The sequence below is a fragment of the Flavobacterium sp. GSP27 genome (genome assembly GCF_003970395.1).
Lineage (GTDB): Bacteria > Bacteroidota > Bacteroidia > Flavobacteriales > Flavobacteriaceae > Flavobacterium.
In genome coordinates this window covers 41,867-65,046 of sequence record NZ_RYDP01000017.1, presented here as the reverse complement: position 1 = coordinate 65,046, position 23,180 = coordinate 41,867, and the positions used below count along the sequence as shown (strand labels likewise).

Below are 23,180 nucleotides of genomic sequence, written 5' to 3'. Positions count from 1 at the left end.
TAATTAAATATTTTTTCAATTTCTATTTGTAGTTTTAGATCAGTGCTTAAAACATTTTGTTACTCACAAATTAATATTTATCGCTTTCATCTTCAAGACCTCCTTTTTGGAAGCCTTTTAAATGGGATACTTTCTCTTAAACAGAATAGCTTTGAAAACTATGGCGGAATGTTTATTGTATTATTTTTAATAAAAAGAAAACCATACCAACAATCAATAAGTATAGAATTTTTATCATGACATTTGTATTTATAACCTTATAGTATTGTACAAAAAAACAAGAATTATTTTAAGTATACAATACCCACTTTTAATGATATGGATATGCAAATAAAACCCGCAGTATTAGTTAAGCAACATTTTTAAAATTATTTTTCTGTTTCCAGAATTCTTCTATTGTTTTGTAATCTAAGGCGGAATGCCTTCTTTTTCTGTTGTACCAGATTTCAATAAATTCAAATATATCGAGTTCCATTTGCTCTTTTGATATAAGTTTATTACCATAAATTTGTTCGGTTTTCAAAGTCTTAAAAAAGCTCTCAGCTACTGCATTATCCCAACAATTCCCTTTTCTACTTATACTCCTTGTAATCATTTTATAGGAATCAATCACATTAGTAAACTTCTTGCTGGCGTATTGAATGCCTCGGTCAGAATGAAATACCAATCCTTTTTCAATGCTTCGGTTTTTAATAGCCATTCTCCTAGCCGCCAAAGAAGTTTCCTCTACACTCATCCCGTTACTTAGACTCCAACCTATAATTTTTCTGTCATAGAGGTCTAAAACGGTTGTTAAATATAAAAACCCTTCTTTTACTCGAATATAAGTAATGTCCGATACCCAAGCTTTTGAAGGTTCTGTAACCGAAAATTCTCTATTTAAAACATTGGGTACAATTAAATACTTATGCTTAGAATTTGTGGTAACCTTGAATTTCTTGCTTAATTTACTTCGTAAACCCAGTTGATTCATATATTTAGCAACTGTAATCCTTGATAATTTATTACCTAAAGAAGCCAACTCGGCAGTCATTCTTGGACTTCCATATCTTTGTTTTGAATTAAAATAAATGAATGTTATTTTTTCTTTAACAAGCTCAACTCTTTGTTTTCTATCTGAAACGGACCGACTTTTCCATTGATAATAACTTCTTTGACCAACTTGCAATACTTTACACATATTTTCAATCGGAAATATCTTTTCATTGTTTCTGATGAAAGCATAAATCATCGACCGTTTTTGGAAAAGATGCCAATTGCTTTTTTTAATATATCTCGCTCTAGTTCAGCATCTTTGAGTTTTCTTTCAAGCTCAGAAATTAGCTCCTGTTCTGGCGTTTGCTTTAAATTGCCATTACCTGGAAAACTTCCTTGTCCAAACTCTTCGTATTCTTTTCTCCATTTATACAATTGTGGAGCTGTAACTCCTAATTCTCTGGCCAGTTCTGAGATGTTATGTCTCTCATAACTCAATTGAACGGCTTTCTCTTTAAAAGCTCGGTCATAAATTTTACGCACTTGTTTCATATGTTAAAATTAAGGTTTTATTCTTAACTTTTTATGCAGGTAAAGTTAGCATGTCCACAGTGATCTGTTTTTGTTTTTTCTCCACATCAGGGGTGCTAATCATTGTAATTACTGAACAAGAGGTATGTAAAAAAGTTTTAGGCCTTTTAAATCAAGAAAGAATCATTTTCTGGGATAAAAATTCGGAAGACAAATTTAAATCCTTTTGTGAAGAATATGTACCGATGGAAATTTTAGATGAAGATGAAGACCAAAACATTCTTAATGAAATAGTCTTTTAAAGTTATTTATTGAGTTTTTCGTTAAAATTAGCTATATTTGTATGACACATCAGTCATTAAATCATAAATAACTACTTTATGAATGATACATCATACATAAACTGGATAGCAATGAGCGATAACGCTTTAGCACAAACCATCGGTGCTTTTGTTAAACACCATCGCTTATCGCAGAACAAAACGCAGGAAGAGGTTGCCGGAGCCGCAAATATAAGCCGTTCTACACTCAGCTTACTAGAAAAAGGGGGAACAATAACAGTCCCAACCTTGCTACAAGTATTAAGAGTATTAGACCTTCTCTATATTATGGAGGTTTTCAAGATACAAGAACAAATAAGTCCTATAGAGTTAGCTAAACTAGATCAGCAAAAAAGACAACGAGCGAGAAACAGTGACAATGATTCTAATAAAAAATCAGATTGGTAATGATAACAACGGCATTTGTTAAAATATGGAATGAAACGGTGGGAGCTGTTGCTTGGAATACAGAAACGGGAGTAGCTAGTTTTGAATATGAGGCAAAATTCTTGGCGAAAAACTGGGATTTAGCCCCATTAAAAATGCCTGCCAATAATGCTCGTGGACGTATTTTTACTTTCGCAGAATTAAAAGAAATTAAAACATTTAAAGGACTTCCTGGATTGCTGGCAGATGTATTGCCAGATGATTATGGAAACCAATTAATTAACAGTTGGCTGGCCCAAAATGGTCGACCGGAAAACAGTATGAACCCTGTTGAAATGCTTTGCTTTATAGGAACCCGTGGTATGGGTGCGCTTGAATTTGAACCTTCCCAATTTAATGTCAATAAAAGAGCTTTTGATATAGAAGTGGATAGCTTGGTAGCCATCTCTCAAAAAATGCTGTACAAAAGAGAAGGTTTTACAGCCAATCTAAACCAAAACGAGCAAGAAGCCATGATGAACATCCTTAAAATTGGAACCTCAGCTGGTGGTGCTCGTCCAAAAGCCATTATTGCCTATAACGAAAAAACAGGACAGGTAAAATCCGGACAAACAAATGCCCCAAAAGGATTTGAACATTGGTTAATCAAACTTGATACGGTAAGCGATGTGCAGTTTGGTGCAAGTACTGGCTATGGTAGAATTGAAATGGCCTATTATCTGATGGCAAGAGCAGCCGGAATTGAAATGATGGAATGCCGTTTATACGAAGAAAATGGTAGAGCGCATTTCATGACGAAACGTTTTGACAGAGAAAATGGCGATCAAAAACACCACATACAAACGTTATGTGCAATGCAACACTATGACTTTAACCAAATAACGAGTTTTAGTTACGAACAGTTGTTTCAAACCATGCGTTTATTAAAACTACCGTATCCACAAGCGGAACAGTTATACAGAAGGATGGTGTTTAATGTAATAGCACGCAATTGTGATGACCATACAAAAAACTTTGCATTTCGACTAAAGAAAGAGGGTAATTGGGAACTTTCTCCTGCTTATGATATTTGTTTTGCCTATCGCCCTGATAGTGATTGGGTAAGTCAGCATAACTTAAGTATTAATGGAAAGAGAACCTATATTACCAGAGAAGATTTACTGACAGTAGCAAAATCAATGAATATAAAAAAGGCGAATACTATCATCCAGCAAATTGATCAGGCTGTGAAAAGATGGTACGAATTCGCTGAAGCCGCAAATGTGGAGAATAAAATGAAAGAGAGTATTGCTAGATCACATCTAATTTTATAAGTAAAAAACATGTTTGCAGACAAAGTAATACAAACACTTACAGAATGTGATAAAAATATACTCTTCTATTTTGATGCAGATGGATCAAAAAAAGAAGAATTAACCGCTATTGAAGAAGCCGGTATAAAAGTAATAGAAGTAAATCAAAACTATTTTGAGTTAAAGTACAAACTGGAAATGGTATTGTAAATAATAGCGCTTTGAGGACAAACTAAATAATTGCAATAGTTAAAAAAATAAAACATAAATTAGCATATTGAAAAAAAAAATTAACATAAATACCCTAATAGCAGCCATTTAATCGAAAGACTAATCAAGCGTGTAGTATTAAATCATTTTCTAAATAATCCTTAATATGAATAAATTAAAATCTCTTCTTAGAAAAATAGCAGTCCTGCTTTTTGTTTTCACCGGCACAATTGTAATGGCACAAAAAAACTCAAGCAATGCTAAATTCAGCAAATTTCTAGATAATTATTACGAAGAAGGCTTGCTATTAAACCCATTGACAGCTACACAAAGAGGCGACAACAGGTACAACGATTTATTTCCGAACGATATAGCTGAACCCTACCTAAAAAAACAACACGACTTTACCATCGTGTATCAAAAACAATTAGCATCGTTTGATAGAAACAAGCTGAATTCTTTTGATAAAATTTCTTTCGACATCGTAAGTCTCCAAATAAAGCAAGCCCTGGAAAGAGAAACATTCCATCTTGAATACATTCCCTTTAGCCAGTTTAGGGGCTATCCCAGTTCATTACCTTCTCTTGGTTCAGGAAAAAGTTCTCAACCATTTAAAACAGCGAAAGATTATGAAAACTGGCTCAAACGAATTGATGGTTTTACGATATGGGCCGATACTGCGATAGCTAATTTTAACAAAGGCGTTGCAATGAAAATGGTACTTCCCAAAGCCTTGGTGATTAAAATGATTCCGCAGCTGGAAGCTCAAATTGCGACAGATACACTTAAAAATATCTTTTATGAACCCGTTCGGAATATGCCAAGCTCCTTTTCTGCAAAAGAAAAGAAAACGATACGATTGGCCTATCAAAAGGCAATCAACACTAAAATAATCCCTACTTACCGAAAACTGGCCGATTATTTAAAAAATGTTTATTTGCCAAAATCCAGAACCACATCGGGCTACAATGATTTGCCCAATGGAAAAGCAATGTATGAATATTTTGTTGGAGTAAACACCACTACCAATCAAACACCGGATGAAATTTACCAAACGGGACTTCGAGAGGTGGAACAGATTACTAAAGAGATCGATGACCTCAAGATAAAAATTGGCTTTCAGGGAGACCGAACTGCATTTTTCAATCATGCCCTGACTGATCCCTCCTTTTTTCCTTTCACCACTGACGAAGAAATATTGGAAAGTTACAGAGCCATCCTGCCCATCATAGAGCCGAAGCTGAAAAAATTATTCAATATTGTTCCCAAAACAGCCTTCGAGGTGAAGGCAATTGAAAAATTTAAAGCGGCGACGTCGGCAGCCAATTATGAAAGAGGCACAACGGACGGTAGCAGACCCGGTTATTTTAATGTTCCAATCGTTGACGCTACTAAATTCAATAAGTTGGGGATGGACAATCTTTTTATACATGAAGCAATTCCGGGGCACCATTTTCAATTGTCCTTACAGCAAGAGAATCAATCCATGCCTAAAATCAGAAAATTTGCTGGCTATTCCGTTTTTTCTGAAGGCTGGGCTTTGTATGCCGAATCATTGGGTGATGAACTAGGATTGTACACCGATCCTTATCAAAAATTGGCTGCCTACAAATCAGAATTATTTAGAGCGATACGATTAGTGACAGACGTTGGATTGCATACCGGAATAATGACAAGAGAAGAGTCAATCCAATACATGATGGAAAAAGGGGGAAGAGAGCAGCAAGCTTCTGTTTCAGAAACAGAAAGATATATGGCAATGCCAGGACAAGCGCTTTCCTATAAAACAGGGGAATTGAAAATTTCGGAATTGAAAGCCAAATACATCAAAAGCTTAGGCAGCAAGTTTGAAATCAAAAAGTTTCACGATGCCATTTTGCAGGTTGGTTCCGTGCCTTTAAATGTGTTTGAAACTTATATGGATAATTGGGCTTCTGAACAAAGTAACTAAGGAGAATATAAGTATTAATTGGGAAACAATAGTTTTTTTAAAACCTAACGAAGTTATTAAGTTGTCTTGTCCTGAATAACCGATACAGATTATTAGATAAAAATATTTAATTAAACACTTGCAAAAACGTTTTTGTAAGTGTTTTTTGTTTTATATGTCCTCATTTTAATTTGATTTTGTAAATGCATTTTGTTTGGAGTCAGCATGAAATTAGAATAATGAGGTCTTAATTCATTGTATATGCTGATTGATTCTTTTACAATTTGCTTCATAACTTTTAAATCTAGATTGTATTTGTCAATCATAAATTCCTGCTTTAATATTCCATTTATTCTTTCAGCTACAGCATTTTCTTATTTATTTCTAAATCTAGAATTAGGTTTTGATGTTTCCTAAATCGATGATGAGAATTAGTGGTTACATGATAACTTTTATTTAGATAGATGTATTGTTCGCATCACTTTGTAATTGTCTTATTTTTATGTTGAAAGCAGCAAATAATAAAGTCATAAAAGGGCTTAAAAGATTAAAAAAGGCAAAAGGAAGATAGTCTAATGTTGGCACACCTAATGTTCCTGATTGGTACGCTCCGCAGGTATTCCAAGGAATTAATACCGAGGTTACAGTCCCGGCGTCTTCTAATGTTCTACTTAAGTTTTCAGGGGCTAAACCTTTATTTTTATAGGCTTTCGCAAACATTTTACCCGGAACTACAATGGCTAAATATTGATCCGAAGCTGTAATGTTTAATGCCAAACAGCTCCCTACGGTAGACGCAAATAAACCAAAAGTGGTGTGTGCTAATTTTAAGAGGGCTTTACTAATTGTTGCCAATGCGCCAATTGCATCCATAATGCCACCAAAAACCATTGCGCAAAGAATCAACCATATAGTTCCCAGCATTTTTTGCATTCCTCCGGAAGTAAATAAATCCGCAAGGGTTTCATTTGTAGTAGGAATGCTTACTTTAGTTGTTATGGCATCCATTATTCCTCTGTAACCGGATTGTAAAGTCATGTTGTTGACACCAGAAATTTGATTGATGATGTGAGGTTGAAATAGAATTGCAAATACAGCAGCCAGAAGAGTTCCTGCTAAAAGAGCAATTAGCGGTTCTGTTTTTTTTATGATTAATCCAATAACAACAGCGGGAACTATAAATAACCATCCCGAAACAGTAAAAGAACTTTCAATATCATTCAGCAGTGTTTTTATATCCACATCTCCTTTAATATCCACTGTCAAACCCAGAATAATAAACAAAATTAGAGTAATAATATACGTAGGAATTGTTGTTATCATCATATATCTTATGTGCGTAAACAAATCGGTTCCGGCCATAGCAGGGGCGAGGTTTGTTGTGTCTGACATGGGCGATAATTTGTCTCCGAAATAGGCTCCGGAAATAACGGCCCCTGCAACCATTCCTAAATCAAAACCCAATGCGCCACCAACACCAATTAATGCTATACCTACCGTAGCACTGGTGGTCCAGGAGCTTCCGGTAGCAATAGAAATTATAGAACAAATTAGCAATGTAGCAGGCAAAAATACCGTTGGACTCAAAATTTGTAACCCATAATAAATCATCGAAGGAATAATGCCACTTACCAACCAAGTTCCCGCTAATGCTCCAACCATAAGTAAGATCAGGATAGCGCCTACGGTTGATTTGATGTTCTCAGCCACTTCATCAATCATTTTTTGATAGGTAACCTTATTAAAAAAACCTATAATTGCTGCAACAGCTCCACCCAGCAAGAGTACAAATTGATTGCTTCCGCTCAAAGCATCATCACCGTAAACGAATACATTAAAACCTAGCAGCATGATGAGCGCTAGAACAGGAACCAACGCTTGTCCTATTGATAATTCTTTATTTTTGTTGATTTTTATATCCATTCTATAGTGTTTGGATGTGCAATATAGATAAAAAAAAGCCTTATATCCTAAAGTGGCTGCTCTATCAGTTTTGGTTTTTTGTAGATTTTATTAATAGAATTTTCAAATTAAACCATTCGGGATTTAAAATATTTCGGAATTTATTTTTTGGCTATTTTTCACAATCCGTAGTCCTTTTTAGAGAAAATTAAATATTTTATGAGTCTATTTAATAGTTGATATTTGCACCGGTAGAGTTCCATTGCACTCCATATTTTCCAGTAATTGATAAGCTGCTGTTTCTTGAAATTCCGAAAAATCCTGATACACTTGAACGATTCCTGCAGTAGCACTTAAGTTAGGAATTATCTGTAATGCGTACGGGTTTCCAAAGACATATAAAAAACACTTTTTTGAAATAAATAATTTTTCTAAATACTGCAATACAAAATCATCTATATCAAAATTATTCATTGGTTTGGCTTTTGGAACAAACAAAGCAATAAGAATAGTATCAAAATCAAGTAGCAGTTCATCTAATTCATTCAGGGCTATGGTATCTCCTCTTTCATAGCAAAATTCAGGACAAGGCAATGCGGCCGATAAATTTTTAAAAAAAGAATTTTCAGTGTTTTTATACAGACTTATTTTGGCTAGATTCGCTCTGTTTTTTGCATCAAAAAGCGTAACGGTATTGCGGGTGTCTTTTATTTTAGTAATGCAATTTTGAGCAATTTTTGAGTTTAATTCAGAAGTGGTTTTAAAATCAAAAGCATTCCGGGAAAGATGCGGTAATTTAGAAGTTCCGTCTATAATACCTGCTTTTTGTTTGCATTTCCACAACCGGTTAAAGCTAGCTTCAATCCGTTCCGGAGTTGCGTTTTTTAGGATTTCCTGTATTCCTTCGGGTACGTTTTCGGCAAAGCACAAAATATCATTACCAGCATTAAAAGCTTCCCATTCCAGTTGCCCTTTTTGATCGTATAATTTAGAAACGCTGTGCATATTCAACGCATCCGAAATCACTAAACCATCATAGCCCAATTGCTTGCGCAAAAGGGTTTCAATCACGGATTTTGACAGCGTTGCCGAAGTGTTTTTTCCTTCGTTCAAAGCAGGAACTGCCAAATGACCAATCATAATCGAATCGACTTTGTTCTCAATTCCTTTTATAAACGGAACCAGTTCATTGGCTACTAATTCTTCGAGAGTTTCTTTTAAAATAGGTAATCCCAAATGCGAATCAACATTAGTATTTCCGTGTCCGGGAAAATGTTTGAGACAGCCTAAAACACCAGCATCATTAAGTCCTCTGAGATATTCCAGCGCAAAATCAGTTACTTTTTTTTTGTCTTGACCAAAAGAACGGTAGCCAATTACAGGATTATTCGGATTGTTATTGATATCCGCCAATGGCGATAAATTATAATGAATCCCAACTGATTTTAAGTCTAAACCTATTTGTTTGCCTACTTCATAAACCAGATTTTTTTTATTGTCAGGCAAAGCGCCAAGGGTAATCGCATACGGATATTGTGGTGTTTTTTCTACGCGCATAGCCAATCCCCATTCGGCATCAATACTCATTAATAACGGAGTCGTAGCACAATTTTGATATCTGATTATGAGTTCTTTTAAACGCTGAAAACTACCATCATTCAGGACTACTTTTTTTGTAGTTTCATAATTGGTTGCTGCACTGGCACGGCTGTGAAAAAAAGTCAATCCACCTATATTGTGCTCTTTTATTAATCGTTCGGTAGCCTGAATGTTTTCCTCAGTATCATTGATGAAAACGGCTGGAAAAAAAAATTGTCCTATTTTTTGTTCTATTGTCATTATAAAATGAATATGATGTTAATTTTAAACAAATAAGTCACGTAAGTCAAATTACACAGAATAAATAATTATTTAAAAGGGTTGTGAAAAAACAGTTATTTTTAAGAGAGTCTTACTTTCTTAAATAAACTTATATGACTTATATGTTTAAAAAAAAGCTAGTTTGTTTATTCTTGTTCTGTTTTCTTACCGAAATTTGCAGGAAAAATCAAAAAGCGGGATAAAATTAATCCAGGGATGGTTGCCAAAAACACCCAAATAAAGAAATTTCCATAGCCCAAATAGTCTTGAATAAATCCGCTCAACATTCCCGGAAGCATCATTCCTAACGCCATAAATCCGGTTGCAATAGAGTAGTGAGAGGTTTTTGATTCGCCATCAGCCACATAAATCAAGTACATCATGAAAGCCGCAAAACCAAAACCATAACCAAATTGTTCCGCAATCACCGTCGCATAAATATAGAAAACGGAACCGGGATGAAAATGGGATAATAGTATGAATCCTATTATAGGTAAGTGCATGGCTAAAATCATGGGTAACATCCATTTTCCTAATCCATCTCTGGAAATGGCAATACCGCCTAAGATGCCGCCCAAAGTAAGCGAAATCACGCCAAAAGTCCCATAGATAACGCCAACATCCTGTGTGGTTAAGCCCATGCCTCCTGCAGTTATAGGATCTATTAAAAAAGGAGTTAACATTTTTAATAACTGAGATTCTCCTAATCTGAATAATAAAATGAAAGCCAAAACTAAACCAATTTGTTTCTTTTGAAAAAAAGTAGCAAAAACAACTCCGAAGCTTTTATTTGGGACTGATTCCGTTTTTGCCTCTGCAATTTTTGTTTCAATTTTTGGAGTCGAAAAATAATTGTAAATGGTAATTACCGTCATAATTAATCCTACAATTACCATGGTGTAGGACCATGCTTTTTGTTTGTCTCCATATTCCTGTTCCAGATAACCAGCAATAACTACAATTAATCCGTTTCCGGTAAGCATAGAAAGTCTGTAAAATGTACTCCGGATTCCAAGGAAAAAGGATTGTTGGTCTTTCTCTAAAGCCAACATGTAAAAGCCATCACTGGCCACATCATTAGAGGCTGATGCAAATGCCGCCATCCAAAAAACAGCTAGACTTAGCATGAAAAAATTATTCATAGGAATGGTCAAACCCACAATCAAAAATGCAACTGCAATCAGTAATTGCATGCTCAAAAACCATTTTCTTTTAGTCGAATAGAGGTCAATAAAAGGGCTCCACAGCGGTTTGATTACCCATGGTAAATATAGTAAACTGGTATATATACCAATATCCTCATTGTTGATTCCTAGGTTTTTATACATTATTACCGAAACCGAAATAATAATAGCATACGGCAAGCCTGAAGCAAAGTTTAAAACGGGAATCCAATACCAGGGTCTATTGTCTGTTTTCATTTAAGGCAAATTATATTCAATTAAAATTATAGTGTAAAATTGACAAAAGCAGCTTCACTTTCATTGCCATAAAAATCGATGAATGTAATGGCGCAGGAATTATTTTTATCTAATTTATAAGTAGGAATTACTATTTCAACTGGGTTTTTCTCATTGAAAGCAATTTTGTTGATGATTTGGCTCGGATCATTCACATCAATTTGTGTTTCAGATGTAGATCCATAAACCATCACATAACGCACTTGACTATTTTCAGGATAAGGAACATAAAAACTAGAAGAAATCGAATTTTTAACCAGTGCGTTTGCCCTTGGAACAGCGATTACTTTTTTGACAAAATTTGGAACAACGTGAGGAAGTGCAGGATATTTGTATTGGTTGTTTTCCAGTAATCGAGTCACACTTTGATTTTTGTTTAAAAATGATTTGGCACTAAAAAAAGCATTACCCTGAATATTTTTATATGATCTGGTAATGTCTATTTGGTTGGGGATTTCGTATGGATTATTCCATCTTTTGTCAGAGTCGGTATTGATTTTGTATGATCCGTTACCAATATAGATTGCCGTATTTGTTGAATTTTCAGACCACCAACGCAACAATTTCGAATAGGAAGCTTTAGGGTGATCCATACTCCAGTATAGCTGCGGAACAAGGTAATCAATCCACTTGTTTTCCATCCACGCTAACGGATCAGCAAATAAATCATCGTAATTAGTTTGCCCAGATTCCGTTTCGGAACCTCTTGGATCTACTGATTTATTTCTCCAGACACCAAATGGGCTGATGCCAAATTGCACCCACGGTTTGATTTTTTTGATCGATATTGAAACACTTTTTACAAAATCATTCACATTTTTACGTCTCCAATCCGCTAAATCCAATCCATCTCCATATTTTTTGAAAGAATCAGTGTCGTCAAATAATTCGCCTTTTATTTTATACGGATAAAAATAATCATCAAAATGAATGGCATCAATGTCATAATTTGTAACGACTTCTTCAACGACAGCTGTCAAATGATTTTGAACTTCAGGCAAAGCAGGATTGTAATAGTATTTACCACCATATTTTATCATCCATTCGGGATATTTAAAAAAATCGTGTTGTGGACTTAAAAGTGCAGTATTGTAATCCATTGTGGCACGATATGGATTCATCCAAGCATGAAATTCAAAACCTCTGGCATGCGTTTCAGTGATCATCCACGCTAAGGTGTCAAAATAAGGTTTTGGTGCCTGTCCTTCTTTACCGGTCAAAAATCGGGACCAAGGTGCTAATTGGGTTGGATAAAAAGCATCACCAACACTTCGAATCTGAACAATGACTGCATTATAATTTAATTTTTTATAAGCCTCTAAAATCTCAATATAATCTGCTTTTTGTTTGGCAACATTATCAGTACTCATTTTAGGCCAATCAATATTCACCACTGTAGCAATCCAAACGGCTCTAAATTCATTTTTGGGATTTGTAGCGGATGTTTGTGCGTTACCAATCGAAAAAGATAGTAAAAAGAATAAAATAAGCAAAAGAGTGTGCTTGCGATTTTTCATTAGAGTATTGTTTATAAAGTATTCAAAAATAGTTTTTTTAGTGAAATTTATTCTATAAATCTGAGATAAAATTTGACTTTATTTTTTGATCTAATTTCTTGACCAGATCTTTAAAATACGATACCGTGGCGTTAAGTTGTTTTGATTATTTTAAATTACACTTTAAAAAAAAGTTTCTTTTTATTAAAATACCATAAAACAATAGACCAAAAAAGGATATTAAGCAAAGCCCATATTAAAGAGGCTATTTTTGGCTCCTCAAAGTAAGGCGCAATACAAAATCGGTTTAAATAATCCTGTAGACCTATTTTTTCTGAAATATCATTAAGATTCCCAATAATATATGCTGGATTAGGAACTTTTATAGATGATAAGACCCGCGGCAAGATTCCCGAAAGAAAGAAAACAATCATTGGGTTTACACCCCAAACTAATACAGGTGTTGTCCAGTTTTTGTAGCCTTTGATATCGATTATATAATAAAGAATAGCTAAAAATAATGTAGCAAAACCAGCTGTATAAAGTACAAAAGAACTTGTCCACAATGATTTATTTACCGGAAAAAATTCATTCCAAATTAAACCTACAATAACCAAAGCTAGGCCTGAACCAAACATTTTTATGGATTTCTCTTTTTTAGTCAAACTGCTATTAAATAGTTGTCCAACTAACAAACCTATAATGCCGTTTGCAATAGCAGGAATTGTACTAAGAATACCTTCTGGGTCCCAGGTTTTAGAAAACGACCAGAGATGATTTTTTAACAATAAATTGTCTGTCCAAGCCGCTAAATTCGTGCCTTTATCTAAATTTGCAGGTCCAAAATCAGGTACGGGTATTAATGTCATGCTGGCCCAATATCCGATTAATAACAGTAGAACAATAATTATTTGCTCTTTGATTTCCGTTTTTAGATAAACCAGTGAAGTAAAGAAATAGACGATACCAATTCGTTGTAAAACTCCAGGCAAACGGACATCGCTATATGCGGTTATACCACTAAAAGCAAGAAAAATAAAAATAAAAAATAAGGTCAAAACTAAGGACAGTTTTATTTTTGGTTTGAAATTTCCAAGCAATGCATAGGCTACAATTCCCGTAATAATCAATTTTGAGATTAGCAGGGGATAGCCATCTAAATCAAGTATTTCTATTTTACCATAAAATCCTAAAAAAAGTCCAAGTGAAATAATTCGCAAGGATCGTGTTAGTATTTTTAAAAAGTTTTGTTGATTCAACACTTTGGACAGAATCGAAAGAGGGATTGCTGCTCCTAAAATGAAAATAAAGAAAGGGAAAACTAAATCAGTTGGAGTGCAACCATGCCAGTTGGCATGTTCCAGATGAGCAAAAATATTTCCCCAATTACCAGGATTATTTACCAAAACCATCATCATAATGGTAAAGCCTCGCAATAGATCAAGTGAAATTATACGTTCTTTTATCATTTTTTTATTTTTTTCAAAAAGGAGAAGTGATTTTTTATCAGGTTCTTATTTTTAAGTAGGAAAGGAAATTTTTCCCATCGAAACCGCAGGAATACCTTCACGTGATCCAAAATTAGAGTTTCCTCCCGAAACTGTTTCATTTGCTAAAACAGCAAACAATATTGCCTCTTTTGCATCACCTGGAATACCTAAGATGTCTGTTTTTAAAAATTTACAGGCTAGTAATTCTTTTAACCAAGACACTAATAAAGGATTGTGTGTTCCTCCTCCAGACATGTAAATTGTAAAACTGTCTGTGTTATATTTTGTGTTTTTTATAGCGTAATGAATGGATTCGGCTATTGTTTCTGCACTGAATCGTGTTAATGTTGCTAATAAATCTGGAATTGAAATGTTTTCAGTATTGGATTCTTTCTGTGCTTTTCTAACATATTCTATGCTGAAAAGTTCTGCCCCTGTAGTTTTTGGAAACGGTTTTTCGAAGAATGAATTGGATTTAAGAATCTGTAAAAGTGAGGAATTCACAATACCTTGCAAAGCAATTTTAGCATCTTTGTCGTAGGCTTTATCTGGAAAATAGAATCTGGTAAAGGCATCAATTAAAGTGTTGCCGGTTCCTGTGTCAGTTACAAAAACTTCTTCCGGATTTAGATCCATTGGTAAATAGGTAAAATTTGCGATACCTCCGATGTTGAGCATTATACGATTTTCTCCTTTTTCACCAAAAATTAAATAATCACCGTAAACTGCTAAAGGGGCACCTTCGCCACCGGCGGCAAGGTGTTTTTGTCTGAAATCAGAAAGCGTTATAATACCTGTTTTTACAGCAATGTGATCTCCATCACCAATTTGTAAAGTAGCGTTTGAAAATTTTTCTTGTTGATGTAAAATTTTTGGTAGGTGTAATACTGTTTGTCCATGCGAGGCAATTAGATCAACTTCATTACTTTTAATTCCCCATTTTTCCAAGCATTTTAATACCATGTTAGCATGCAACATACCTATCCATTCGTTTAATAAAACCAGACTGTGGAAATCAATATTTTGTTTTGCAAAAACTTTTAGAATTTCTGTTTTTATTTCTTGTGTATACTCAACGGTATCAAACTCTACTAGTTTGACTTGTGTGTTTTGGCCTGAATCTAAAATTTCGCATAAAGCTACGTCTAGGCCGTCCAAGGATGTACCTGACATTAGTCCGATTATCTTGCGAGCAGGTTTTTGAGCGATTTTATAAAGTAATTCTATATTTACATTCATATTCACAAATAATTAAATTTTAAAGGACTATTTTTATTTTGCAGATGATTTTAAAAATGTAATTCTTCATTAGAAGTTTTACTTACTAGGTATAGTCCTATAAACGTAAGTAGTCCATTTAGTACGATTAACTCATTATCAAATACGTACCCAAACAGTAGTGTTTTAGAATTTTCGCTAATAAAATAAGTCAGTGCTGGTGATAATAGACAGATTATAGGTACTAGTTTGTCATTTACTTTTTTTGATTTTTTAAATATACCAAAAGAATATAACCCCAACAAAGGCCCATAAGTATAGGAAGCAACCTTGAATATCATTCCGACCACAGAACTGTCATTAATAGAGTTGAAAATTAGAATTACAATAAACACTAATGCAGAAAAGCTAATGTGTACAAAATATCTAGTTTTCACCATGTTTTTTTTATTAAGATTTTCCGTTTTATCCATATTAAGGAAATCTACACAAAAAGAGGTCGTAAGTGCTGTCAATGCTGAATCAGTTGTTGCGAAAGTAGCGGCAATAATCCCTAATAAAAATACAATAGCAGGCATTATTGATAGATGATTTAATGCAATTTCAGGAAATAATAAATCGGTTCTGGGTTTATTTGTAATAAGATCAAGAGGAGCGGTGATTCCATTCTTATTTGCATAAATATAGAGAAGTGCACCAACACTAAGAAAGAAAATATTGATAACAACAAAGATTCCGGTAAATGTGAACATATTTTTTTGAGCTTCGCCAATATTTTTACAACTTAAATTTTTTTGCATCAAATCTTGGTCAAGACCAACCATTGCAATCGTAACAAACATGCCTCCTATAATTTGTTTCACAAAGTGAAATTTACTAGTCATAAAATCGTCAAAGAAAAACACTTTCGAGTAGTTACTGTTTTTTACTTCATTGAATGCACCAATCGCATTTAAATCGAGACTGTCGCAAATGAAATAAATAGTCAGAATAACAGAAGTTACCAGGAAAAAAGTTTGTAAAGTATCAGTAATTATTATTGTTTTAAGACCACCTCTGTAGGTGTAAGAAAATATTAAAAGCAATGATATTAGTACTGTCAAGAAGAAAGGGATTTTATAGAAATCGAAAACATAACGCTGCAGTACTATAACTACTAGATAAAGTCTAAATGCGGAGCTAATAGTTCTACTAACTAAAAAAATAGTAGCTGCAGTCTTGTAGCTATAGAAACCCATTCTCTTTTCTATATAGCCATATATAGATGTTAAATTCATCCTATAATATATGGGTAATAGCAGTTTAGTAATAATAATAAATCCTATAGCATTCCCCAGTATAAATTGAAAGTATTTAAATTGTTCTCCGCTTGGAGCACCAACTTCTCCTGGAACTGAAATAAATGTGACTCCTGATAGAGCAGTACCTACCATCCCAAAAGCTACTAAATACCATTTTGAATTTTTATTAGCTTTAAAAAATGCTTCATTACTATCATCTTTCTTGCTGACTATATGTGATATATAGAACAATATACCAAAATAAACAATTATAAGGATCAGGATTGCATTTGGTGTCATTTTATAATCTTTAGGAGTTTGTATTATTGAATAACGGAGCGTTAAATATCAAGATTTTTATTTTGATTGAGTAATACTGCTCTTACGCTTTTATGTTTTTCTAACAATTTAGAAGCTGAATTTTCATCTATTTGGAGTTCTTCAACAATCATTTCTATTCCTCTTTGTACCAATTTATTATTGGATAATTGCATATCGATCATTTTATTCCCATAAATTCGTCCTAGTTTAATCATAACTGAGGTAGAGATCATGTTTAGCACTAATTTTTGCGAGGTACCTGCTTTCATCCTTGTACTTCCAGTGAGGAATTCTGGTCCTACAATTAATTCAATAGGATAATCAGCTTCTTTTGAAATCAGACTTTCACTATTGCAAGAAATGCTTCCAGTGATAATATTATTTTCACGGGCTTTGTTTAAACCACCGATGACATAGGGTGTATTTCCTGAAGCAGCAATTCCTATAACCACATCTAAACCTGAAATGGCATATGCCGATAAATCTCTCCAAGCTTGATGAACATCATCTTCAGCATTTTCTACGGCTTTCCTAATGGCGGAATCACCTCCGGCTATGATACCAATAATCCAATTATCGGGAACTCCAAAAGTAGGGGGACATTCTGAAGCATCAAGAATTCCAATTCTTCCAGAAGTGCCGGCTCCAATATAAAATAAACGGCCTCCCAGTTTCATTTTAGATACGATACTGTCTACCAGTTTTTCAATATTTGGAATTTGTTTTTCAATTATAGCAGCTACTTTCATATCTTCTTTATTGATATTTAGAAGTAGTTCCTGAGTACTCATTTTGTCTAAATTTGAATAAAGGGATTCTTGTTCTGTATCAGTATTATTCTTTTTCATTTTTTGTGTAAATTAATTTGGATAAAAAAGTGCGCAAAGAAACCCATAAACTATTTTTATGCAGTCATTGCAAACCTTTTGTATATAACAATAGAACTATAAAAGTGGATTTTACTAGTTTGAAAAAACGAGGCGAAATAAAAAATAGATTAATCGCCTCGATTCTGTTTAAGTTTTAATTAGCTGGATCAGCAGGAGTATTTGTATTGTTAAATCTTTCTGAATCTGGGTAAGGATACCAATTACGGTTTCTTTCTGCTCCTACAGTTCCACTAGCTGGACGATTAAATCGACGTGTATCTTCAAGTTTCAAACCAGACATAAACAACTCAATACAACGGTTTCTATATATTTCTGTTAGCACACTTGCTTGGTCAGCTGCTCCAGAATAGGCGGGCAAATTTGCGCCAACACCCCACGCATCAGACGCTGCCGTTTTTTGTAATATTCGATTAATTTCTATAATAGCTTGCGGCAACTGATTTTTTCGTGCCAATACTTCTGCTCTGATCAAAATCATTTCACCTGGTAAATAAACAGGGACTGAAGAACCTACACCACTCCAAAATCCAGCTCCTTTAACTGCTGAAGGTGTAGAAATTGGATTGATGTAAAAATTAATACGCCCATCAGCTGTGACTGGTTGTAATGCTGCAGGTAAACCTAAAGTACGTCCTATTGGCTGATAATTATTCGCAACTAAAAATGCAGTTGCTGCAATTGAATTTTGATTTACAGCATCGAAAGGAAAGTTAGAACGGACAGATAAATTAACTAATGTTGCATGTTCTAGTGCTTTATCTAAATCATTTGCACTTCCGGACATCAGATAAAACCTAGCCAAAAGAGCATTAACCGTGTTGGTATAATTTAAATTACCCACCAAACCAGAAAAACCAGTTGCACTAGGCAACGAAGTCTTGGTATCTTCCAGGGTTTTAATTACTACTGCAAGTACTTCGGCACGTGAATTAAAAACGGCATTTTTTTCAGTTGAGATTGGCACTCTTTCAAAAAATTGAATTAAATTTCCCAAAGCTAAAGCTTTGAAAATTGACGCATGTACTAGTACGCTGGCTTTTTCAACTGGTAAGCTAATGCGATCAATATTATTGATCACCTTTTGAGCTTCCGAGTTCAGAATTAAGCTTTGCGCCCAGATAGTGCTTACCACTCCGTTAACTGGTAAAACCTCTCCAGAACCAGCAAATAATGCAACTTCATCTGCATTTCCGCCTTGTGGAGCACCAAGCTCATTTGTCGTAAATCCATTTGCAGTTATGATAGCATACCCAAACGGACTCTGGCGTCCAACACTAAATCGTGATTGTAGCCCATTGGCAACGCCAACTAAACCATCGCGTGAAGAAAACACATCTTCTTCTGAAGCGCGCGTTGGATCTAAAAATTCTTCATCGCAAGAGGTTAGAAACAAGCTCATAAGAGCTGATAAAATAATAAATTTTTTCATTTTTCTTTGTATTAAAATTTAAATTTAAGCGCTAGTGCAACAGTACGAGGAATTGGAATTGTTCCAAAATTATATCTTGCCACAGCTGATTGTCCACCAGAATTTACCTCAGGATCATAGCTTGTAAACTTATCCCATGAATAAAGGTTACGACCACTAAGATTTATTGTAAAGTCCTCAAAGAAGTTGTTCAATTTACCAAAAGAGTAATTTATTGAAACTTCTCTTAGTTTAAGATAGCTACCATCAACAATTCGAAATTCTTGAATGTTATAAATAGAATAAACATAACCACGTGGTAACTCTCCTCTTAACTCTTGAGCAACTAATTGTCCAGCACCAGTACCTTGACGTGTTCTATAATCAGCATCCCATATATCTCCGCCGCTCACACCGTCCAATAAAACAGAAAGACCCCATTTTTTATAGTTAACATTGGTGCCAAAAGCATAGATGAAATCTGGATTTGGATCGCCAATCTCTTTATTTAAAACATCACCAAACGGTTGTCCATTTGCATTTCTTTGAATTACTCCAGTTGCTGTGTTTCCGCGTTCTGTTTGCGGCAATCCATCGGGCATAAGTAACAAGCTGCCATCAGGATTACGTGCATAGTAACTTCCAAAATAAGTACCAACAGGGCGATTCAGCTGAACCGCAATCGGAGCACCCGCAGGATTTGAATCTAATAAAAAGAACGGTTGGTTTAATTTAGTAACTTCATTTCTGTTTCGGCTCATGTTACCATAAATCTCAACGTTAAAATCTTCACTTTTAACAACTATACCTTTCACTGTAAATTCTAACCCTTTATTAGTCATTTCACCTAAATTTTCAATAGAAGAAGTTGCGCCAGTTGACGGTGCTGCTTGTACACGCAATAGTAAATCTTTAATGTCAGCTTTATAATAAGTTCCAGAAAGTGTTAATCTATCATTAAAGAATCCAAAATCAGCTCCTACTTCATAAGATACATTGCGTTCTGGTATTAATCCTAAATTTCCGCGGCTGTTCCCCGCAAGTGTAAAAGAGGTTTGTCCAAAGAGGTTACCTGTAGAATAGTTAGTAAATCTTGAATAAGCCCCGATCGCCGTTAAGTTTCCTGATTCTCCCCATGAAGCTCGCAGTCTTGCAGTGCTCACTTTACTGTCTTTCATAAACTCCTCGCTGGAAAGCACATAACTTCCGCTCACTTTTGGATAAATTTGTCTTCTTACATCGGCTGAGAAAATTGTGGATGCGTCCTGTCGAATTGCAGCGGTTACAAATAATTTATTTTTATAGCCAAAAGTTTCTTGAAGATAAACGCCCCACAGGTTATAATTTGTTTCTGCAGAAGAAGCGGAACCACCTATTATAGTATTGGCAGCATTTATATTTTCAATAAATGGTTTTAAATCTCGTCCTTGAACAGAAAAAAGTTTGTCTCTATAATATTGCACATTGTATCCTGCATAAGTTGTTGCCGTAAAATATTTTGATATATTCCAAACGTACCTAAGATTTAAATCATTGTTTAATTGATAAACTTTATTATCGGTTTCTGACACAAATCCATCGTTATAAGTGCCTACATTAACTGGTGCATAAGGAAATCTAGGAATAAAGCCAAATCCTTTTTGGTTAAAATTGTCTAAACCAACAATAAAGTCAGCATTGAAATTTTTAAAAGGCTTGTAATTCAATAGTACATTTGCGATCACACGATCGGTTTGCTGTCCAAATTTGAAAGTTTCAATAACAGAGAGTGGATTAACACGACCTGGATCAACTGCTAATAAATTACCATTACCATCGCGTGTAGATATATCATAAATATTATTGTTGATCGTCGAAGAATTCATCGGACTGTAAAAAACATTCCCATCAGGCTTGTCTTCAGAGCGCGAGGTAACATAATTTACTCCAAAAGAAGCAGAAAGCTTTTCGTTGATTTTATTTTGAACTTTAAGATTTAGACCTAGTCTTTTGAAATCGGTGTTTTTTACAATACCACCATTTTCTAGATAACCAACCGATGCAAAATACTTAGTGTTAGTATTACCGCCTGCGACTGAGAAGTACGTGTCAGTACCAATACCAGTGGTGAAAATATCATCCTGAAAATCATAACGAGTTACATTCTTTAAACGAGTGTCCATATTTGTAAGCCCTTGAGGAACGCCAGCTTGATTTAAACCTCGACTTACAGGGACAGTAGTGGCTGAACTAGCAGGAAATCCAGTAATTGGAAATAATGCTCCACTAGCTGCAGGTATTTCAAATTGTTTATTTACAAGATTGACATCTAATTTTTTGCGTAAAGAATTGACAACCAAACTTGTTGAAAAAGTGTACGAATCTTTACCAGCTTTTCCTTTTTTAGTAGAAATAATTACAACACCATTTGCTGCACGAGATCCATAAATAGCTGCTGCGGCGCCACCGTTTAGGACTTCTACACTTTCAATATCGTTTGGATTGATATCGGAAGTTCGGTTTTGTCCTATTACTAAGTTTGTATTACCACCAATCTCAGGATTTGAAATATTAGCACTACTGTTACTGATAACCACACCATCGATAACATAAAGCGGATCAGACCCTCCCAAAATAGAAGAAGTACCCCTTAATTTAATTGAAAACCCTCCTGAGGGATCACCTGAATTTTGCGTGATCTGTGCTCCTGCAATTTTGCCTTGCAAGGCAGATGCAAGTCCGTTAGGTTGTGTTTTAACCAAATCTGACGATTTAATACTTGTTACAGCATTACCCATTTCTTTCCTTGTAGTTCGAATGGTTGATCCCATTACAACCACTTCATTTAATGTATTTAGCTCTTCAGACATCCCAACATTAATTGTACTGCTGTTTGCAGTAACTTTTACTTTAGAAGTAGCGAATCCTAAATAGCTAAATGTAAGGACATCTCCTGTGGAAGCAGAAATACTGTATTTTCCATCAAGATCCGAAACGCTACCTTTAAAAGTTCCATCTAAGGTGATAGTAATCCCAGGAATAGGTATGCCATCCGCTTTGTTTTTGACAGTTCCAGTAATTGTTTTTGTTTGTGCAAAAGCACCTAGGGTTAACAAAAACAATAATAAAATTAGGAATAATTTTTTCATAATTGTAGGGGTTATTTTAGGGTTAGAAAACAAATATATCCATTAATTGCATATAAATGCGACATTATTAATATATTTTTCAATTTATTTGTTAATAACGCATAATAATGCAATTTAAATTTGATTTCGAATAATTTTTATCATTTATATTACTTAAATAATGCATCTCATAAATAATATAAAGCAACATGTATTTATTCTAGTTCAAATATTTATATCTTTGGCATTATTTTTAATTAATTGAAATGCTAAAAGTAGAAAGACATAAATACATAATGGGTAAACTTCATGAAAATCAAAAAGTTAGTACTATTAATTTAGCCTTGGAATTGAATATTTCGGAAGATACAATACGAAGAGATTTAATAGAATTGAATAAAAAAGGTCTTCTTGAAAAAGTATATGGGGGAGCATTTCCTGTTATTGATAAGCCTGCTAATATTTTTGATATCACGATTGTGAATCGAGATAAGAAAGATATTATAGGAAATAAAGCCCTTTCTCTAATTACTGATGGACAGGTCATTATTATGAGTGGGGGAACTACAAACCTTGCTTTTGCTAAATTAATTCCATCTGATCTGAAAGCAACTATTTATACTTATAGTTTGCCAATAGCCATGCAGCTCTCACAACATTCTAATGTTGAGTTGATTTTTATTGGAGGAAAAATGCAAAAAAATGCAATGGTTACGATTGGATTGGATGTGGTGCATGTATTGTCTAAATTAAAAGCAGATATTTGTTTTATGGGGGCCAGTAGTATAAATGTTCGTTTGGGTCTTACAGAAATGGGTTACGAAGTGTCTATTGTGAAAAAAGCAATGATGAAAGCTTCAGATAAGGTAGTTACTATGGTTTCTTCTGAAAAACTAAATACTAAAATGCCTTACGTTGTTAGCGAACTTAACCAACTAAATACTTTAATAACTGATCTAAATCCCAAAAATCCTATATTAGAAGAGTATATTAAAGCCGGTGTTCAGGTATTGTAAATTGCATTATTATGCGTTATTTAATAATTTATCCTAAATTAACGCATAAAGTTGCATTTATTTAGGATGTTTTTTTATATTTGTCTT

Annotated in this window: 17 protein-coding genes and 1 pseudogene; 5 read left to right on the top strand and 13 right to left on the bottom strand. The window is 34.3% G+C overall.

The features are described from left to right. Positions 1 to 349: 349 nt before the first annotated feature. Complete coding sequence (locus EKM05_RS13225; protein ID WP_233590910.1) at positions 350 to 1,231, bottom strand: IS3 family transposase; 882 nt, start codon at positions 1,229 to 1,231, stop codon at positions 350 to 352. Beyond that, positions 1,228 to 1,527 carry a transposase gene (locus tag EKM05_RS14700; protein WP_233589295.1) on the bottom strand — a complete coding sequence of 100 codons (300 nt, stop codon included), beginning with the start codon at positions 1,525 to 1,527 and terminating at the stop codon, positions 1,228 to 1,230. Before EKM05_RS14700 ends, EKM05_RS13225 begins: the two co-directional genes overlap by 4 nt. Positions 1,528 to 1,886: 359 nt before the next feature. Between EKM05_RS14700 and EKM05_RS13220 the strand changes: the two genes are divergently transcribed. The 4 genes from EKM05_RS13220 (at position 1,887) to EKM05_RS13205 (ending at position 5,666) form a co-directional block, all read left to right on the top strand. Then, positions 1,887 to 2,234 (top strand): helix-turn-helix domain-containing protein, encoded by a 348-nt coding sequence (locus EKM05_RS13220; protein ID WP_126556010.1) that lies wholly within the window; start codon positions 1,887 to 1,889, stop codon positions 2,232 to 2,234. Further along, positions 2,234 to 3,526, top strand: a complete 1,293-nt coding sequence (locus tag EKM05_RS13215) for a type II toxin-antitoxin system HipA family toxin (protein ID WP_126556007.1) — start codon at positions 2,234 to 2,236, stop codon at positions 3,524 to 3,526. Before EKM05_RS13220 ends, EKM05_RS13215 begins: the two co-directional genes overlap by 1 nt. 9 nt (positions 3,527 to 3,535) lie before the next feature. Beyond that, positions 3,536 to 3,715: a hypothetical protein gene (locus EKM05_RS13210; protein WP_126460079.1), complete on the top strand. Its 180-nt coding sequence runs from the start codon at positions 3,536 to 3,538 to the stop codon at positions 3,713 to 3,715. A 166-nt stretch (positions 3,716 to 3,881) separates the two neighbouring features. Next, complete coding sequence (locus EKM05_RS13205; RefSeq protein WP_126556004.1) at positions 3,882 to 5,666, top strand: DUF885 family protein; 1,785 nt, start codon at positions 3,882 to 3,884, stop codon at positions 5,664 to 5,666. 110 nt (positions 5,667 to 5,776) lie between these two features. On the opposite strand, the pseudogene EKM05_RS14870 reads toward EKM05_RS13205, so the two are convergent. The 11 genes and pseudogenes from EKM05_RS14870 to EKM05_RS13150 all read right to left on the bottom strand — a co-directional run. After that, positions 5,777 to 6,007: pseudogene (locus EKM05_RS14870) on the bottom strand (integrase core domain-containing protein); the annotation flags it as partial. A 94-nt stretch (positions 6,008 to 6,101) separates the two neighbouring features. Next, a complete protein-coding gene (gene nhaC, locus EKM05_RS13195; RefSeq protein ID WP_126556001.1) occupies positions 6,102 to 7,568 on the bottom strand; it encodes a Na+/H+ antiporter NhaC in 1,467 nt (488 codons plus the stop codon). A 204-nt stretch (positions 7,569 to 7,772) separates the two neighbouring features. After that, complete coding sequence (locus tag EKM05_RS13190) at positions 7,773 to 9,386, bottom strand: glycoside hydrolase family 3 protein (RefSeq protein WP_126555998.1); 1,614 nt, start codon at positions 9,384 to 9,386, stop codon at positions 7,773 to 7,775. 167 nt (positions 9,387 to 9,553) lie between these two features. Then, complete coding sequence (locus EKM05_RS13185; protein WP_126460066.1) at positions 9,554 to 10,828, bottom strand: MFS transporter; 1,275 nt, start codon at positions 10,826 to 10,828, stop codon at positions 9,554 to 9,556. Between the two features lie 26 nt (positions 10,829 to 10,854). Continuing rightward, complete coding sequence (locus EKM05_RS13180; RefSeq protein ID WP_126555995.1) at positions 10,855 to 12,384, bottom strand: glycoside hydrolase family 10 protein; 1,530 nt, start codon at positions 12,382 to 12,384, stop codon at positions 10,855 to 10,857. Between the two features lie 155 nt (positions 12,385 to 12,539). Further along, positions 12,540 to 13,832 carry an acyltransferase family protein gene (locus EKM05_RS13175; protein ID WP_126555992.1) on the bottom strand — a complete coding sequence of 431 codons (1,293 nt, stop codon included), beginning with the start codon at positions 13,830 to 13,832 and terminating at the stop codon, positions 12,540 to 12,542. Positions 13,833 to 13,883: 51 nt separating this feature from the next. After that, a complete protein-coding gene (locus EKM05_RS13170) occupies positions 13,884 to 15,092 on the bottom strand; it encodes an anhydro-N-acetylmuramic acid kinase (protein ID WP_126555989.1) in 1,209 nt (402 codons plus the stop codon). A 50-nt stretch (positions 15,093 to 15,142) separates the two neighbouring features. Next, the gene (locus EKM05_RS13165) at positions 15,143 to 16,651 is read right to left on the bottom strand and encodes a sodium:solute symporter (RefSeq protein ID WP_126555986.1); all 1,509 of its coding nucleotides are present in this window, start codon (positions 16,649 to 16,651) and stop codon (positions 15,143 to 15,145) included. 41 nt (positions 16,652 to 16,692) lie between these two features. Next, positions 16,693 to 17,520: an N-acetylmuramic acid 6-phosphate etherase gene (murQ, locus tag EKM05_RS13160; protein WP_126555983.1), complete on the bottom strand. Its 828-nt coding sequence runs from the start codon at positions 17,518 to 17,520 to the stop codon at positions 16,693 to 16,695. 175 nt (positions 17,521 to 17,695) lie between these two features. After that, positions 17,696 to 18,991 carry a RagB/SusD family nutrient uptake outer membrane protein gene (locus tag EKM05_RS13155; protein WP_126555981.1) on the bottom strand — a complete coding sequence of 432 codons (1,296 nt, stop codon included), beginning with the start codon at positions 18,989 to 18,991 and terminating at the stop codon, positions 17,696 to 17,698. Positions 18,992 to 19,002: 11 nt separating this feature from the next. Then, positions 19,003 to 22,098: a SusC/RagA family TonB-linked outer membrane protein gene (locus tag EKM05_RS13150; RefSeq protein ID WP_126555979.1), complete on the bottom strand. Its 3,096-nt coding sequence runs from the start codon at positions 22,096 to 22,098 to the stop codon at positions 19,003 to 19,005. Between the two features lie 245 nt (positions 22,099 to 22,343). On the opposite strand from EKM05_RS13150, the gene EKM05_RS13145 reads away from it, so the two are divergent. Then, entirely contained in the window at positions 22,344 to 23,093 is a 750-nt protein-coding gene (locus tag EKM05_RS13145; protein WP_126555976.1) for a DeoR/GlpR family DNA-binding transcription regulator, read from the top strand. The last annotated feature ends 87 nt before the right edge of the window (positions 23,094 to 23,180 follow it).

Coding starts and splice junctions, on each gene's coding strand:
- EKM05_RS13225 (WP_233590910.1), bottom strand. CDS start 1,231: ATGATTTATGCTTTCATCAGAAACAATGAAAAGATATTTCCGATTGAA.
- EKM05_RS14700 (WP_233589295.1), bottom strand. CDS start 1,527: ATGAAACAAGTGCGTAAAATTTATGACCGAGCTTTTAAAGAGAAAGCC.
- EKM05_RS13220 (WP_126556010.1), top strand. CDS start 1,887: ATGAATGATACATCATACATAAACTGGATAGCAATGAGCGATAACGCT.
- EKM05_RS13215 (WP_126556007.1), top strand. CDS start 2,234: ATGATAACAACGGCATTTGTTAAAATATGGAATGAAACGGTGGGAGCT.
- EKM05_RS13210 (WP_126460079.1), top strand. CDS start 3,536: ATGTTTGCAGACAAAGTAATACAAACACTTACAGAATGTGATAAAAAT.
- EKM05_RS13205 (WP_126556004.1), top strand. CDS start 3,882: ATGAATAAATTAAAATCTCTTCTTAGAAAAATAGCAGTCCTGCTTTTT.
- nhaC (WP_126556001.1), bottom strand. CDS start 7,568: ATGGATATAAAAATCAACAAAAATAAAGAATTATCAATAGGACAAGCG.
- EKM05_RS13190 (WP_126555998.1), bottom strand. CDS start 9,386: ATGACAATAGAACAAAAAATAGGACAATTTTTTTTTCCAGCCGTTTTC.
- EKM05_RS13185 (WP_126460066.1), bottom strand. CDS start 10,828: ATGAAAACAGACAATAGACCCTGGTATTGGATTCCCGTTTTAAACTTT.
- EKM05_RS13180 (WP_126555995.1), bottom strand. CDS start 12,384: ATGAAAAATCGCAAGCACACTCTTTTGCTTATTTTATTCTTTTTACTA.
- EKM05_RS13175 (WP_126555992.1), bottom strand. CDS start 13,832: ATGATAAAAGAACGTATAATTTCACTTGATCTATTGCGAGGCTTTACC.
- EKM05_RS13170 (WP_126555989.1), bottom strand. CDS start 15,092: ATGAATGTAAATATAGAATTACTTTATAAAATCGCTCAAAAACCTGCT.
- EKM05_RS13165 (WP_126555986.1), bottom strand. CDS start 16,651: ATGACACCAAATGCAATCCTGATCCTTATAATTGTTTATTTTGGTATA.
- murQ (WP_126555983.1), bottom strand. CDS start 17,520: ATGAAAAAGAATAATACTGATACAGAACAAGAATCCCTTTATTCAAAT.
- EKM05_RS13155 (WP_126555981.1), bottom strand. CDS start 18,991: ATGAAAAAATTTATTATTTTATCAGCTCTTATGAGCTTGTTTCTAACC.
- EKM05_RS13150 (WP_126555979.1), bottom strand. CDS start 22,098: ATGAAAAAATTATTCCTAATTTTATTATTGTTTTTGTTAACCCTAGGT.
- EKM05_RS13145 (WP_126555976.1), top strand. CDS start 22,344: ATGCTAAAAGTAGAAAGACATAAATACATAATGGGTAAACTTCATGAA.